This window comes from Clostridium sp. LXY-7 (genome assembly GCF_056172015.1).
Map to the genome: position 1 here is coordinate 600,654 of NZ_JBLLJL010000001.1, position 17,016 is coordinate 617,669.

A 17,016-nucleotide genomic window follows, 5' to 3' on the forward strand; every position below is an offset into this window, starting at 1 on the left:
TAAAAAAACTTGGATTTAATTATTATCCAAGCTTTTCATTACATATGTTCTATATTGTTCCAAAAGATCACTCTGTTTTTGCCGCACTTTTTAGCATAGCAGTTTGCCTTCTCAGATTTATTTATTACTTCTTTAATATCTTTTCCGTCTTCAGGGAATTTAGATACTCCAATGGAAACAGTGATAGGATATGACCACTTCATAGTTTCACGCTCTACATTTTTTCGTATAGTTTCACATAATGTGGAGGTATAAGTATAGTCATTTTTCTCAACAACCACAACAAATTCATCCCCAGAAAGCCACCTAAAGAGCTTACATTCATGGGGTAAGGAATCTTTTATAACTGTAGATAGATTTTTAATCATTTCATTACCAGATTCGTAGCATATAGTATTATAGCGTCTCAAATTATCTCCATCTATAAATAATATATAGAATCCTTTATTACATTCTTTAAAGGTGTGAAGAAGATTAATTAAGTGTTTTTTGCCAGCTCTATGATTTGCAATTCCTGTGGTATCATCAGTTAAGGCAAGATTATAAGCTGTATTATAGGAAGTAACTGAATCCTTAACCCTATTAACAAAACCCTCAATAATGTGAGAAAATAGTCTATCAGAGTTAAATTTATCGTCTATACTGCTATTAGGATTAGTTAAGAAGTTGTTAAATAACAATTTATAAAATTCTTCAATTGAGGTAATAGCTTTGCTATATTCTAAGGTTAAAATATGAAGATTAACATAATCGAAGCCATACTCAAGTGTTCTTAATTTAAACTCATTTTTTATGGAAGTTGCTATATTTTTTGCTAATAAGAATTTAACATGGGGAAGAACAATTAAAAATTCATCGCCTCCATTTCTAAAGTAAGAATAATTATGTTCTTTAAGTAATACCTTTTTAATACTATCAACTAGAAGTTTTAAACATAAATCTCCACTATCTCGACCATGTTTATTATTAAAGTTCATAAAATTATCAATGTCAAATTGAATAAAGCAGCCCGTATCCTTAAATACTTTTTTAAAGTCACACTCTAAAAAGCTAAAAAAGTTAGGCAGTTGTGTTAAGCTATCTATATAAAAGCTACCTAGAATTTCCATAGAATTCACCTCAATAATTTTAATTAATACATATATAATTCTATAAAGAAAATAACACACCTTTATTGGATAATAATATAAATTTTAGCACATAATTACAAAAATTTAAACAGGTTTTTATTACAATCTACTGAAAAAGTCAGTTATAATTATAATAGCTATATTGAAATGCAATGAAAATATAGAGAATTTAGTTAATATGAAGTTATAATGTATTAAAATACTTTAATTATGGGAGGAGTATGTTATGGAGAGAAAAATCATTGATGAGAAGTTTATAATACTATTAAAGTATGTATATATAGCCATTATTGTATATTTTATTTGTATTGATAACAAGATTACTACATATAAGATAGTGTTTCTGCTATTATATATTATCAATAATCAGTTAAGGTTCTTCCTTTTAAATAATAAGAAGAGAAAAAACTATATATCCTATATTCTTGAATTCTTAATTGCTTGTAGAATATATGAGTTTTCACCAGGTTTTCCTTATCTAATATTTATGCCAACGCTGATAGATATAGCCATAACCTCATCAAATATAACATTGATTATATATATTATTGTAATGGGAATATTTACGGTGATGGTAAAACATAGTATTATGGCAGTGATAATCTCTTCACTACCAATAATAGCCTTAGGCATTATGGTAAGAGACGAATTTAAGGGAAAAGTTAAAGCTCAACAACTCTATGACAAACTAAGGGAGAGAGAAGAAGAGCTTAAAAAAGCCAATGAAGAACTTCAAAATTATGCTAATACTATTGAGGAAGTGGCAATTTTAAGGGAAAGAAATAGAATATCTAGAGAAATTCATGATAATGTAGGTCATGCATTATCTACGATTATGATTCAATTAGGTGCCATAGAAAGAATAGCTCCAATTAATGGGAAAGGGGCTGCGGAAATGGCTAGTAACTTAGGTAGATTTACAGATGATAGTCTGAAGAGTGTTAGAAGTGCTGTTAGAAGTATGAAGCCTAGAGAATTTGAAGAGTATGAGGGAATAATTGCTATATCAGAAATGATAAAAAATTTTGAGAAGCTCTCCGGAATAAAAGTAATACTTAAATTTTCAGAAAAACTTTGGAGTTTAAATGCTGATCAGAACATGGTAATCTATAGAATTATTCAAGAGTTTTTATCAAATTCTATAAGACATGGGAAGGCCACAGAGGTGAGAATTTTATTAAACTTTTTAGAAAATAATTTAAGAATTCATATAAAAGACAACGGTATAGGCTGTAGTAATATAATTGAAGGGGTAGGTCTCAAGAGCATAAAGGAAAGAGTTAGTGTTTGGGGTGGAACTATGGAATGTTATAGTAAAATTGGAGAAGGTTTTGAGATTATTTCCACCATTGAAAAAGGAAAGCTTAGTGTAGATGGATTATAAGGAGAGTGATGATATGGAGAAAATAAAAACTATAATAGTGGATGATGAAAAATTAATAAGAGAAGGGTTAAAGGTTATTATTTCCTCATTTCCGGATATAGAGGTATTGGACATCTGTGGAGATGGACAAGAAGCCCTTGAATATTGTAAAAATCATGAAGTAGATGTGGTACTTATGGATATTAGAATGCCTAATTGTGATGGGGTATTAGGAACTAAGCTAATAAAAGAAAGTTGTCCAAACACAAAAATTTTAATTTTAACAACATTTCAAGATAGCCAATATATTCAACAAGCATTAGATAATGGAGCATCAGGATATCTACTTAAGAATAGCTCTTATGATTTAATCTGTGGAGGTATAAAGGCAGTGTATAACGGAAATATCGTAGTTCATCCTGAAGTAATGAATAAGCTAACAGTAAAAGAAAAAGAAGATGAGTCTAAGAATGAAAAGCTAAAAATTAAAGCTTTGCTTTCAGAACGAGAATATATAATAGTAGAAGAAATAGCAAAAGGTTTATCAAATAGAGAAATAAGTGAAAAACTATTTTTAACTGAGGGAACTATAAAAAATAACATAACAACTATACTATCTAAGCTAGCTCTAAGAGACAGAACTCAAATTGCCATATATGCTTTTAAAAATAATATAGTTAAATAAAACATATCCTGATAAATTTACAAATGGTAATTATTTAATTAGAAACTTAAATATCTATATAATAAGAACTTATGAATAAGCAATTTCCATAGGTTCTTTTTTGTGCAAAAGGCAATGACTTTAGTCATTAATTTCTATGACCTTAGCTAGTAGGTAATTTATGACTAAAGTATCTATAATTAAGATATAGAGTGATTAAAAGTATAAAACTGATGGAGGGATATTATGAGTAAGGTAGAGATAAAAAATTTCACTAAGAGATTTAATGATAAATTGGTTTTAGATAACATTTCCTTTGATATTAAAGAGGGAGAAATATTTGGACTTTTAGGACCTAATGGAGCAGGAAAATCCACCTTGATTAATGCTATAGTAGGACTTTTAAAGGGAGAAAAGGGAGATATAGTAGTAGATGGATATAGCATAAATAAGCAACCAATTAAAGTTAAGGAAAAAATAGGGCTTGTGCCGCAGGAAATAGCATTATTTGAAATTTTAAATGCTAGAGAAAACCTAGAATATTGGGGCGGATTATATGGATTAAGTGGAGATAAATTAAAGGAAAGAGTGGAGGAAGCAATAGAAATAGCAGGGCTTCAGGAGCATTTAAAGAAGAAGGTAAAGGCATATTCAGGAGGAATGAAGAGAAGGCTCAATATTGTAGCTGCTATGATGCATCATCCTGAAATACTGATTATGGATGAGCCCACAGTAGGTGTTGATCCCCAATCTCGTAATCATATCTTTGAAGTGGTTAAAAGCATGAATGAAAAATATAACACTACCATAATATACACCTCTCACTACATGGAGGAGGTTGAACACCTTTGTAATAATATATTTATATTAGATTTAGGTAAAGAAGTAGCCTTTGGAACAAAAGAACAGTTAAAAAGAATGGTGCAGGATGATAAAGTTATAAGGATAAAGGCTTCTGGAGATTTAAATCCCCTTATGTTTAATTTAAAGAAAAATCCTAGAATTAGAGGGGTGGAAAAGGAAGAAGGAGAGCTAAAAATTATAGCTGGTACTAAGTTCAATTTAAATGAAATATTGGATGAAATACAGAATTTAAATATACAAGTTAAAAAATTAGGTATAGAAGAACCGAATCTAGAAGAGGTGTTTTTGACACTAACAGGTAAAAAACTAAGAGATGGGGAGGTATAATTATGAAGTTAATGCCTCATTTAAAGAAGGGTTTGAATATATTTATTAAAGAAAGTGGAGTATTGATATTATCATTTATAATACTTCCCATGGTATTTAGCTTCATTTATGGAAATATGCAAAGGAATTTAATTGAGGGAAGAAATCCTTCAATAGATGTAATAAAAACTAATTTTCAATACAATGAAGAAACTCAGAAAGGGAAGATTCTTAAGGAAATTTTAGCTCAAGAGAAGGTGAAAGACTTTGTGCTAGATACTAAAGATGAAGCAAAATATACAGTAATTTTGAATGATGACTTTAAAGAGGTAGAGATAAGAGGAAATGATGATAGCAGTGTTCAATTTATTATGTTAAAAAATTTTGTACAATCTATTGTCCATAATTTTAATGAATATGAGATAGTTCAGCATAGGGTTAATGAGCTAAAAATAAGTGAAGTGGAAAAGACTTCATTAATAAATCAAATTTTAATGGCTATGGAAGAAAATAATAATACACTAAAGGTAAATGAAAAAATTATAGAAGGATATAAAGCCTTATCAGCATATGAATATTATAATATTTCTATATTCAGCTTTACTTCAATGATAATGGTAATTATTTTATCGGGAAATTTTTATAGAGAAATTAAGGGGGGAATAGTGAAAAGAACATTATCGACGCCTAATAGAAAAAATGATTATTTTTTAGGGTTCATAATTAATAGCTTTATAATTTCTATGATTATATCATCCTTGTATGTAATTATTAATAGAATATTAGGAAATGCGTTTTTAGGTAATCCGTTATATTTAATTTTCATAGTTATTATGCAAAGTTTTTTATGTGCAGCTATTGTAGGATTAATCATAGCTTTTATAAAAAGCGAAAATACTACTAATATAATTATGAATTTAGTTTTGGTTTTCTCAGGATTCTTTGGAGGAGTATTTTTCCCAAGTGAATCTATGGATTTAGCAATCTTAAAGAAGGTTGCAAATTTTACACCTAACTCTTTAATATTAAATGCATATAAAAATTTATCATTACATGAAGGGTTACAAAGCATAGCAAATGAAATCATAGCAATGGCAGTAATATCTCTAGTATTTTTAACTATATCTATGATAAAGATTAATCATAAGTGGGAGGTGTAGATGTGAAATTTATAAACTTATTAATAAACAATTTAAAAAGAATGACAAAAAATAAGGTGTCTATAGCATTGACTGTACTTCTTCCACTAGTGTGTGTAATAGGGGCCACAGCCATATTAAATGGAACTTCTCAGAAATCTATATATTGTAATATTGTAAATTTAGACCGCGGAATATATGGTGAAAAATTCATAGAGGGAATGACAAAGGACTATAATGTGAAGCTATATTCTAGTGAAGGAGCAATGGAAAAATTAAAAAAGAAGCAAATTGCTGAATACTATGAAATAGGGCAAAATTTTTCACAGTTAATTGAAGGTGGAGAGAAACCTGAGTTAACAGTTAACAGAAGAGAAACATCTAGGGAATATAGTAATTTTAATATAGTTGCAAATGACTTAATAAATAGATTTATAATAAAGTCTACCATTGAAAAGGCTACAAATGAAGAGATAGCATTAAGTAGCTTAGATAGTGAAGTGGTAAATATTAAAACTGTAACCACTAAAACTACAGATATGGCTACTCAGATAAGCATAAGACTGTTAATATCTTTTAATTTCTTTTCAGCCATAGGAATATGCTATGAATTATTTGCATTAAAAACTGAAAGAACCTTAAAGCGCTCATTAACCACAGCAAATAAGTCTAAAACCATTATTGGATCTATATTAGGAGCACAGTTTATAATAGTATACGTATCTTATATAGCTGTATTATTCATAAATATAATATTAAATAAAAAGGAACTAATGGCTCAGGTTCCAATAATTAGCTTCAATTTAGCCATGACTACTGCTGTGGCATTAAGCCTAGCTGTATTTATTTCAAGGATAGTGAAAAATGAAAAGTTAATTGTAGTAGTATTACAGATAGTTGTATGTAGTACATGCTTTATAGGGGGGAGTTTTATACCTATAGAAATATTACCTAAAAGCATATCATTTTTATCTAAGTTTACACCACAGTATTGGGCATTAGAATCTATAAAAACAGGAAGATATGAATATAGCTTTATAGTGCTACTATTTGCATTAGTATTATTTACGGCTGGAACTATTTCCTCTAAGAGTTTTGCAGAGGTGAGTTAACTTTGTATGATTACCTTCTTTATTAGTCAGTGTTTATTAATTTAATGTGATTATATAAAATTGGGCTGTCTCAAAATGAGACGGTCTTTTTATTTTATATTAGTTTAATTTCATGATGTTTTGTGAATCGACTAAGCTATAAGTAAATATTACTTATACACAATTTGGATAAATTTACACTATAGTATGATAGAATAGAAGGAACGTAGTTATTAAAATAAAAATTTTAGAGAAAGGGGTAGCAAATGAGTATTAGGAATTTAACATATTTTGTTGAGGTTGCTAGAGAGAAAAATTTTACTAGAGCGGCCAACAATTTGCATTTGTCTCAACCAGCACTTAGTAAGGTCATTAAAAATTTAGAGAATGAGTTGAAGGTACAATTAATAGATAGACAGGCTAAACAATTTAAATTAACAGATGCTGGCGAGATTTTTTATGATAACTGCCAAACGGCATTAGAAAGTATTAATAAAGAATTGGAAAAGTTATACGATAGTGTTAATTTTGAAAAAGGTAAGATAACAGTAGGTATACCGCCAGTAATAGGTACTGCAATTTTTCCTACCCTATTATCTAATTTTAAAAAGAGATATCCCGATATAGAGATTATATTAATAGAGGGTGGAGCAAATATAATAAGTGATATGATAGAAGAAGGGGCTGTGGATATAGGAGTAGTGATGCTGCCTTTTGAATCGGAACATTTTCATGCAATTCCTATGATTTATTCGGAAAGTAAGCTGGTTGTTCATAAAAGTCATAAATTTGCAGATAGAGAAACCGTAGGGTTAGAAGAATTAAAGAATGAGAATTTTGTAATACTCAGTGAAGAGTACATGCTATATAATCAAATTATATCAGCCTGTAAACTTAAAGGCTTTGAAGCTAAGATTATATTTAAGAGTACTCAGTGGGATTTTCTAGCTGAAATGGTTTCTATAAATGAAGGGATTACTATACTACCGGCACCTATTATAAAGGTATTTAAATCTAATGAAATAAGAAGTGTATCTATAATAGATCCAGAATTACCTTGGAATATTGGAATGATAATTAAAAAGGATAAGTATATATCATATGCAATGAGAACCTTTATAGATTTTGTTAAAAAGGAAGTAAAATAGTTAAAGCAAAGCATATTAGAGTGCAAATGGGCTCTAATATGCTTTTAATTATTGATTAGATTTTATAAATACACGAACGATAACTTTATTTCATAGCAGATATAAATAAAATGTATTTTCAAAGTTTTAGAAAAGAATCTATACTAAGGGTGAAAAGAATAAATATTCAAATAATTCCAAGGCGGGGGAATATAACAAATAAATTAGAATATTGACGAGATATTTTATTGAATATGTCTTAATAGGAGGAAAAATATGAGTAAAGAACTTAAATTCATAAGAGCAAAAGAGGTAGCTAGTTTAATACCTAATGGGGCTTGTGTAGGAGTAGGGGGCTTTATTGGTACAGGTGTTGCAGAAGAGATTCATATAGAAATAGAGAAAAATTTTTTAGAAACTGCACTACCTAAGGATTTAACTTTAATATACTCTGGTGGTGTAGGGGATGGCAAATGTAAAGGATTAAATCACTATGCTCATGAAGGATTAATTAAAAGAGCAATAGGTGGACATTGGGGATTGGTACCTAAGTTACAGCCCTTGGTTGTAGATAATAAAATAGAGGCATATAACTTTCCACAAGGAGTTATAGCTCAACTTTTAAGAGATAGTGCGGCAGGTAAGCCGAGAACTATAAGCAAAGTTGGGGTTGGAACTTTTGTAGATCCAGACTTAGATGGAGGAAAGCTTAATGAAATCACTAAAGAGGAATTGGTAGAGAAGATAACCTTTGATAATGAAGAGTACTTAGCTTATAAAACTCAAAATATTGATGTGGCAATAATTAAGGGAACTGAGGCAGATGAAAAAGGAAATATAGGTTTTTCTAAAGAACCGTTAACCTTGGAATCTCTATCCTTAGCTATGAATGCAAGAAATAGTGATGGAATAGTAATTGTACAGGTTGAAAAGGTGGTTAGAAGTGGAACCTTAAGTCCTAAAGATGTAAAAATACCACACATATTAGTAGACTATGTGGTTATTGCTGAAAATGTGGAAAACCATATGCAAACCTTTGGAACTCAGTTTAATGAAATTTTCATTAGAAATGATATTAAGATAAGTGAGAATAGTACAAAGTATTCACTAAATGAAAGAAAAGTCATTGCTAGAAGAGCAGCTATGTTGCTAAATAGTACCAAAAATGTACTTAATTTTGGTATTGGAGTTCCAGAAGTTATAGCAGAAGTTTTAAAAGAAGAGAAGCAAGAGCATTTATTCACACCTACAATAGAGCCAGGAGCTATAGGTGGAACACCCGTTGGAGGACTTGACTTTGGGGCATCAATAAACCCTGATGCTATTATAGATCAACCTTATATGTTTGATTTTTATGATGGTGGCGGTATAGATATGGCATTTTTAGGGTTAGCCCAATGTGACCAGCATGGAAATATAAATGTATCTAAATTTGGACCTAAGATTGCAGGCTGCGGAGGGTTTATTAATATAACTCAAAACTCTAGAGAGATAGTATTTTGTGGATCATTCACGGCTGGTGGATTAAAGGTTGAAATTGTAGATGGACAACTTAAGATACTCCAAGAGGGAAAAGCTAAAAAGTTTATAAGTGACGTAGAGCAAATTACCTTTAACGGTAATAGGGCTATTAAGAATAAAAGCAAAGTTACATACATTACAGAGAGGGCAGTATTTGAATTAAGAGAGGAGGGACTAACCTTAATAGAAATAGCTCCAGGAGTAGATTTAGAGAAAGACATATTAAATCATATGGATTTTAGACCTGTAATTGCAAATAATTTGGGACTTATGGATAAGAGAATATTTAAAGATGAACCAATGGGGTTATCATTTTAAAATCATTAAGAAAAATAAAATGTAAAAATTAGGGGGAAGAAAAATGACACAAGAAGTTAAAACCAGTCAACCAAGAGCATATGTTGAAGTTAAAACCAGTCAATCAAGAGCATATGCCATAGAAGCAATAATATTTTTAGCTTATATGTTTTTCAGTGTATCATGGCTAGCAGGGTCAAAGGTAACGCCAGAAATAATGAAGGCGTTTAATTTAGATGCATTGCCAGCAGCAGTAACCAACTCCATAACTATATCTAAAATAATAGGCAATTTAGCAGCTGCTTGGTTTTTAATGAAATTAGGACCTAAAAAAGCTGTAGGGCTTTCAACACTTTTAATATCTATAGTTGGATTAGGTGCTTTTGCAACAAACTTTCCATTCTTTATTATAACAAGATTTATAATGGGCTTTGGAGGAGCATTATTGGTAGTTTACTTTGGACCAATAGTTATGCATTACTTTGAACCAGAGAAAAGGCCACTTTTAAATGGAATAAATTCTGTAGCAAATAACATAGGTAATATCGTTGCACTAGTAATGGTAAATCCAATAATCAAAGCACTAGGAAATTGGGAATCTGTTGTATTAGTATTTGCTGGAATTAGCTTATTACTATTTATATTATGGATGATAATAGGAAAGGATTTCGTAGTAGCTTCGAAATCAGCTGCCAGTGAGGAATCTTATGGATATAAAGATGGACTAAAGGATAGATTTAACTATATATTTGCATTTGCTTATTCAGGATGGTTAACTCTTTATATAGTTATGCTAAATTTATTCCCATTAAATGATGCTATTTCAGTAAATCCATCATTATTATCTACTACACTAGCAGTGGCTGGAGTTGTGGCAACACCATTTGGAATAATGTTAGCAAAGAGAACTAAAAAGAAATTACCAGTAGTAAAAATATGTGGTGTTTTAACACCTGCAGTTGCCTTATTAATGGTGTTAACTAGTTCTTCAACCATAGCTATAGTGAGCTCATTTGTACTAGGTTTTCTAATATTCTTACCAATGACAACCTTTGTAACTATACCACAACAATTAAAGGGAATGACACCACAAAGATTAACAGTAGTTATGGCTATGTTCTGGTCAATTTCATATATAGTGGAAACTATTTTATATACAATAATAACTAAGGTTGTAAATAGTTCAGGCTTCCAACCAGCAATGTACTTATCAATAGCTTGTTCATTAACCTTTGTAATATGTGGATTCCTACTACCTGAAACAGGTACAGATAAATAAATTTGAGTATGTAAAGGGGATAATGATTATGTTAGTAGAAAAGAAAATATTTGAAATGGATGCATTTACCTTTGAATGTGGAGATATAATACCACTAAGAATGGGATATGAAACTTATGGAACATTAAATGAAAATAAAGATAATGCTATACTAGTTGCTCATTTTTTCTCAGCTACTAGCCATGCTGCTGGAAAGTATAATGAAAGCGATATAGCAGCAGGTTGGTGGGATGGTCTCATAGGACCGGGAAAAGCTGTAGATACAAATAAATATTTTGTTATTTGTTCAGATAATATCTGTAACACTCAGCCCAATGACCCAATGGTTACAACAATAGGACCTGCTTCTATAAACATAAAGACTAATAAGCCTTATGGCATGAGTTTCCCAGCAACATCATTTAAAGATATTGCTAATGCAGAAAAAGCTTTAATTGATTCCTTAGGAATAAAGAAGCTTAAAGCTGTTATGGGACCATCTGCAGGAGGAATGATAGCTTTTCAGTGGGCAGTAAATTATCCGGAAATGGTTGAGCGATGCATTGGAGTAATAACTAATGTTCAAAATCCAATAATAACTTCCTTTAGTGTTCTGCAACAGGCCATGAGAGCTATACAACTTGATATTAACTTTAATGATGGAGATTATTATGGTAAAGAAGAACCAGTAGAAGGATTAGCACTTGCTGGTCAAATGATGGTTGTGGGAGCCTTTACTCCAGAATTCTTTGAAAAAAACTATCCTAGAGATAGTAAAGAAGATGAACCATTTATGAGTGTCAATAATCTATCTAGCTATGAGCAAACTTTATATAATGCTTCAATTAATTCAGCTAAACTCAGAGATGCTAACAGCTGGCTATATACTTGTAAAACCACTATGAATCAAGATATAGCTAGAGGATATGAATCTTTAGATGAAGCATTAAAGAGAATAACTGCAAAAGTCCTTATGATTCCTTGTAAACAAGACTTTTTACAGTATCATAAGTTTAATAAAATAACTGTGGATAGAATTAATGAATTAGGTGGAAGTGCAGAACTATATGCAATAGAAAGTGAAAAAGGACATATGGGTGGAGTTTTAGATACTCATCTATTTGATGATAAAGTCAGAGAGTTTTTAAATAACTAAATACAACAAAGGAGTGTGGCAAATGGGATGTGATCAAGAGAGACTCATAGGAAAGCGAGCAGAGCAGCTTAAAATAGGGGACAAGGCATCTGTAAGCAAAACCATTAGTGAATATGATGTATATGGCTTTGCTGGGATTACAGGAGATTTGAATCCAGCTCATGTAAATGAGGTTTATGCAAAGGATACTCAATTTAATGGACGTATAGCCCATGGAATGTTAGGTGCAGGTTTAATATCAGCAGTACTTGGTATGAAGCTTCCAGGACCAGGGGCAATATACTTGGGTCAAGAATTAAAATTTAAGAAGCCCACAAGAATAGGAGACACCATAACTGCTGAAGTTGAGATAATGGAAATGACAGATAAAGGTAAGTTTTATATAGCTAAGATAAAGACAACTTGTTTCAATCAGATGGATGAAGTTGTAATAGAAGGTGTTGCAACTGTAATACCACCTCAATAAATTTTAGGAAGATAAGATCATCTATATTTTATAGGTGATCTTATTCTATTCCAGAATATACTTTATAGATTATTATTTCGTTTTTATGATTAGAATGTTATTATGTTATAATAGGAAAAATAGAGGTTAAGCGTTAATAAGATATAAAAACATAATGGAGGGAAACAGCATGGAGAATAAAATCGTATATAGCTTTAAAAACGATTATAGTGAGGGAGCTCATGAGAGAATTTTAAGAGCTCTTATAGATACTAACTTAATGCAGCAAGATGGCTATTGTGAAGATAGGTATTCTAATGAGGCTAGAAGAATTCTTAAGGAGAAGCTTAATGATCCTGGGGCTGATATTCATTTCGTTTCAGGGGGAACTCAAGCTAATTTAATAGTAATATCCTCAATATTAAGACCCTATGAATCAGTGATATCTGCAAATACAGGTCATATAAATGTTCATGAAACAGGGGCTATTGAAGCTACTGGTCATAAAGTCAATGTGGTACATAGTGAGGATGGAAAGCTAACTACAGAAGGGGTACAAAAGGTTTTAGAGGAACATACTGATGAGCATATGGTTAAACCGAAGCTAGTATACATATCGAACCCCACAGAGATAGGAACTATTTATAAAAAGGAAGAATTAAAAAGCCTTTACGAATTCTGCAAAAGTAAGGATTTATATCTTTACTTAGATGGAGCAAGACTTGGTTCAGCACTATGCTCTAAAGAAAATGATTTAACCTTAGAGGAATTATCAAGTCTTGTAGATGTATTCTATATAGGGGGCACAAAGGGTGGAGCCTTAATGGGAGAAGCCATAGTAATAAATAAAGAAGAATTTAAAAAAGAATTTAGATTTAACTTAAAGCAAAAGGGTGCCTTAATGGCAAAGGGAAGAATTTTAGGAATACAATTCTTAGAACTATTTAAGGACGATTTGTATTTTGAATTAGCTAATCATGCTAATTCCATGGCTATAAGACTTAGTGAGGCACTTGAAGCTATGGGCTACAAGTTTTTAACAGAGTCTCCAACCAATCAGATATTTCCTATATTACCTAATGAGTTAATAGAAAAATTAAGTGAAAAGTATTCCTTTTATATTTGGAGTAAGGTGGATGAAAGAAGTTCATCCATTAGACTAGTGACTTCTTGGGCAACTAAGGAGATAATGGTAGAGGAGTTTATAGGAGATTTAAAAACATTAACTAAAGGAGGTACTATATGGAAAGAAAAAATCAACTAGGGGAAGAGAAGATAACTAAATTATTACTTAAATTTTCAATACCTGCAATTGTAGGTATGTTAGTTAATGCCCTTTATAATATTGTAGATAGAATGTTTATAGGACATATACCCGAGGTGGGAAACCTAGCAATAACAGGGGTGGGAGTAACTATGCCCATATCAACTATTATACTAGGCTTTGGTATGCTTATTGGAATAGGTACAGCTGCTACTATATCCATAAAACTTGGACAACAAAAGAAGGATGAAGCAGAGAAAATCTTAGGAAATGCATTTACACTAATTATAGTCATAAGCTTAATCATAACAGCTATAGGATTAATCTGGGGAAAAGATATATTAAGATTATTTGGTGCTAGTGATAATACCTTAGTATATGCTGAGGACTATATGCAGATTATATTTTTAGGAACTATATTTAATATGATGAGCTTTGGATTGACACACACCATAAGAGCTAGTGGAAGTCCTAATGTGGCTATGGCCTCCATGCTTATAGGAGCTGTAGTAAACACAATTTTAGATCCTATATTTATATTTGCCTTTGGAATGGGAGTTAAGGGGGCAGCCATTGCCACAGTAATTGCACAAATCTGTTCAGCAATTTGGGGGATTAGGTTTTTCCTAGGTGGTAAGGCAAATTTAAGAGTAAAAATTAAAAACTTAAAATTAAAGAAAGAATATATTTTAAGCATTTTTGCTATTGGAATGTCTCCCTTTAGCATGCAAATTGCAGCAAGTATAGTACAAGTTATTTCAAACAACTCATTAAAAGCTTACGGAGGAGACTTAGCCATAGGAGCAATGACTATAGTTAGTAGTGTTGCAATGATATTTATGATGCCTATTTTTGGACTAAATCAAGGGATGCAGCCCATCATTGGATATAATTATGGAGCCAAGAAATATGATAGAGTTAAGCAAGCCATTAGATATCCTCAAATAGTGGCTACTATAATTGCAACCATAGGATTTTTAATTATACAGTTTGCTCCTCAGATTTTAGTAAAAGCTTTCAATTCAGATCCACAACTATTGGAAATTACAAAGCATGGAATGAGAATATACCTTTGTATGATTATGTTCATAGGACCTCAGGTAATAAGAACTAATTATTTTTCATGTACAGGGCAAGCAAAGAAATCTATGTTCCTTAGTCTATTGAGACAAGTATTACTTTTAATACCATGTCTTATAATACTTCCTAAAGTATCACTTCCAGGAATAGGGCTACTCGGTCTTACAGGTGTATGGATGGCAGGACCAGTAAGTGACGGTTTATCTTTTATCATAACTCACTTTATATTTAAGGCTGAGATGAAAAGATTAGATGGAAGAGTTATTTCTGATGAAGAGTTAGGTGAAGTGGTAGTATAATTTATAAGCGATTAAAAAGTATAACATTTTTATGTGTAGTTAGTAAACTTATTGTGTTTACTAACTACTTTTTTTCATATATCATTAAAAACTCAAGATGATCACAGTAATATAAATCTAAGGATATCAGAAAGTAGTGGAATTAATATTGTAGCTGCATTTGGAGTTATGTTTCTTTATCTTATTTATGGAATGGTGGCTTATTTTTCTCTCTTGGGGAGAGTATAGGGAGAAAAAGAAATCCATGCTATACTTATAGTGTGGATTTTTTAGGCTAAAAATACAGGGGTAAAAATATAAAAACCTGGCAAACCCTTGAAAACACTATATATTGTTATAAAGTTATATTGATATATTTATATATGGTTATATTGTTAAATTTAAATGTTTATATATTTCAGGTGCATATCAAAGGGTATAGCAAGATAGGCGAGGTATAGTGAAGAGGTGATGAGAAAATGATAGCAGAGATATATGGGAAGGTTAGTAGCTCAGGTAGTAATCTACATGATAGATTAGAAGACAATCTAACGGGAAATGTGTTTGGACCTTTAAGATATATTCCTTTTGAGGATGGACTGAAGAAAATAATTTTAAATGCAATCTATCCTAAAGAAATTGCAGCTACTATTAATGAAATACAGGCAGACTTTTGGAATAATAATATTAAATTTTGGCCCTATGATGAAGAGGGTGAGCTAGATGTTTTATTGGAGTTTGAGGATGTAATAATAGGGATAGAAGTGAAATATTTAAGTGGGCTATCCTCTGACGATGGCATAGATTACGCGGAGCCATTAGAAGAACATTCCCTTGAAGATGATGAGAAAGGAAGCTGTCATCAGCTCTCAAGAGAATCAAGAATTATCTCAAGGATAGGTGGTAAAAAGAAAAAAATACTTCTTTTTATTGCGAGCAGCTCTTCTTGTAGAGAGGTATATGAAGATACAATTAAGAGAGACTTAATTGAAAAAGATGTTGAACTAGGGTATGTGACTTGGCAAGAAGTGTTAAGTGAATTATCAAAATTAAAATTTCATAATGAATTTTACAATCTTATAATTGAAGATCTAATAAAGCTGTTAAAAAGAAAAGGCTTTGACCAGTTCAGAAATATGGATCTTGAAGAGGATTTTTTCATAGATGATTCGCTTTACTTTGAATTTCATCATAAATTAAAGAGTGGGCTAAACTTTGATATAAGCACAGAGGTGAGGGGAGATTTATATTATGAATTCCAGTGAAAATATTAAAAATGCCTTAAAAGTAATATTAAAAACCTACGAAAATGTTGAGAAGCTTATGGAGTATTGTAAAACAGTTGCTGTAGAGAGAACCGATTATATTAACTCAGCACCAAAATTCTTAAGAAGGAAATCAGACAACGATACGGAGGCATGGCTTTTAAATGATTTTATATTGCTATTTCAAAATAAAAATAGTGAAGAATGTGAAAGTGGCAATGGGTGGAGAAATGATGCAATATATGTTTTAGAAATATGTTTAGGAGAAAAAAGAAATGATAATATTCCACTATTATACATCTCTAAATTTGAATACATCAACATAAATGAGTGGAGCGAAGGATGTTCTCCAGCGAATCATTGGGTATTTTATTATCCTTTGAGAAATGAAGATTATATGGATTTTAAAGCAGAAGGTGAGTACAAAATATCAACACCTAAAAATGAAAAAAGTTCTAAAACCTATAGGGGACTAAAGAAAGTTACATCTAAGGCAATTGATCTTACTGATATTACATCAGAGAATTTAGAGGAAAAGATATTTAGTGAGTTTGATAGATTAGCGGAGTTGGAATAAATACCGATATAAAAATTAATAGAATATTGAGAAACTATGGCTTAAATTGTTAGTTAAATAATGTAAATATAAAATTCCATGCTATAATTGTAGCGTGGAGTTTTTTTATATCTGAGGATAAAAATAAATGATAATTTGAAATAGAAAATTGGGAATTTTAATTAATGGAGATATATAGATTGAAGTTTAGG

15 protein-coding genes are annotated in these 17,016 nt (G+C 30.9%); 14 read left to right on the top strand and 1 reads right to left on the bottom strand.

Annotation, left to right across the window (positions count from 1 at the left end):
- Window positions 1–38: 38 nt before the first annotated feature.
- Entirely contained in the window at window positions 39–1,109 is a 1,071-nt protein-coding gene (locus ACI48Q_RS02860; protein ID WP_474917531.1) for a diguanylate cyclase domain-containing protein, read from the bottom strand.
- Window positions 1,110–1,356: 247 nt separating this feature from the next.
- Here ACI48Q_RS02860 and ACI48Q_RS02865 point away from each other — a divergent pair, with 247 nt between their 5' ends.
- The 14 genes from ACI48Q_RS02865 (at window position 1,357) to ACI48Q_RS02930 (ending at window position 16,825) form a co-directional block, all read left to right on the top strand.
- On the top strand, window positions 1,357–2,514 hold the full coding sequence (locus tag ACI48Q_RS02865) for a sensor histidine kinase (RefSeq protein ID WP_474917532.1): 1,158 nt from the start codon (window positions 1,357–1,359) through the stop codon (window positions 2,512–2,514).
- Window positions 2,515–2,527: 13 nt separating this feature from the next.
- Window positions 2,528–3,178 (top strand): response regulator transcription factor, encoded by a 651-nt coding sequence (locus ACI48Q_RS02870; RefSeq protein WP_474917533.1) that lies wholly within the window; start codon window positions 2,528–2,530, stop codon window positions 3,176–3,178.
- 225 nt (window positions 3,179–3,403) lie between these two features.
- On the top strand, window positions 3,404–4,348 hold the full coding sequence (locus ACI48Q_RS02875; protein WP_474917534.1) for an ABC transporter ATP-binding protein: 945 nt from the start codon (window positions 3,404–3,406) through the stop codon (window positions 4,346–4,348).
- A 2-nt stretch (window positions 4,349–4,350) separates the two neighbouring features.
- Window positions 4,351–5,487, top strand: coding sequence for an ABC transporter permease (locus ACI48Q_RS02880; protein WP_474917535.1), 1,137 nt, complete (start codon window positions 4,351–4,353; stop codon window positions 5,485–5,487).
- Window positions 5,488–5,489: 2 nt separating this feature from the next.
- Complete coding sequence (locus ACI48Q_RS02885) at window positions 5,490–6,578, top strand: ABC transporter permease (protein WP_474917536.1); 1,089 nt, start codon at window positions 5,490–5,492, stop codon at window positions 6,576–6,578.
- A gap of 245 nt (window positions 6,579–6,823) precedes the next feature.
- A complete protein-coding gene (locus ACI48Q_RS02890; RefSeq protein WP_474917537.1) occupies window positions 6,824–7,705 on the top strand; it encodes a LysR family transcriptional regulator in 882 nt (293 codons plus the stop codon).
- Window positions 7,706–7,960: 255 nt separating this feature from the next.
- On the top strand, window positions 7,961–9,523 hold the full coding sequence (locus tag ACI48Q_RS02895) for an acyl CoA:acetate/3-ketoacid CoA transferase (protein WP_474917538.1): 1,563 nt from the start codon (window positions 7,961–7,963) through the stop codon (window positions 9,521–9,523).
- Window positions 9,524–9,566: 43 nt separating this feature from the next.
- On the top strand, window positions 9,567–10,781 hold the full coding sequence (locus ACI48Q_RS02900; RefSeq protein ID WP_474917539.1) for an MFS transporter: 1,215 nt from the start codon (window positions 9,567–9,569) through the stop codon (window positions 10,779–10,781).
- Window positions 10,782–10,809: 28 nt separating this feature from the next.
- Window positions 10,810–11,916, top strand: a complete 1,107-nt coding sequence (locus tag ACI48Q_RS02905) for an alpha/beta fold hydrolase (protein WP_474917540.1) — start codon at window positions 10,810–10,812, stop codon at window positions 11,914–11,916.
- Window positions 11,917–11,938: 22 nt separating this feature from the next.
- Window positions 11,939–12,382 (top strand): MaoC family dehydratase, encoded by a 444-nt coding sequence (locus ACI48Q_RS02910; protein WP_474917541.1) that lies wholly within the window; start codon window positions 11,939–11,941, stop codon window positions 12,380–12,382.
- 169 nt (window positions 12,383–12,551) lie between these two features.
- Window positions 12,552–13,625, top strand: a complete 1,074-nt coding sequence (locus tag ACI48Q_RS02915; protein ID WP_474917542.1) for a threonine aldolase family protein — start codon at window positions 12,552–12,554, stop codon at window positions 13,623–13,625.
- Window positions 13,604–15,004, top strand: a complete 1,401-nt coding sequence (locus tag ACI48Q_RS02920; protein WP_474917543.1) for an MATE family efflux transporter — start codon at window positions 13,604–13,606, stop codon at window positions 15,002–15,004. The genes ACI48Q_RS02915 and ACI48Q_RS02920 overlap by 22 nt, the downstream gene beginning before the upstream one ends.
- Window positions 15,005–15,462: 458 nt before the next feature.
- Window positions 15,463–16,248: a hypothetical protein gene (locus ACI48Q_RS02925; RefSeq protein ID WP_474917544.1), complete on the top strand. Its 786-nt coding sequence runs from the start codon at window positions 15,463–15,465 to the stop codon at window positions 16,246–16,248.
- Window positions 16,235–16,825 (top strand): hypothetical protein, encoded by a 591-nt coding sequence (locus ACI48Q_RS02930; protein WP_474917545.1) that lies wholly within the window; start codon window positions 16,235–16,237, stop codon window positions 16,823–16,825. Before ACI48Q_RS02925 ends, ACI48Q_RS02930 begins: the two co-directional genes overlap by 14 nt.
- The last annotated feature ends 191 nt before the right edge of the window (window positions 16,826–17,016 follow it).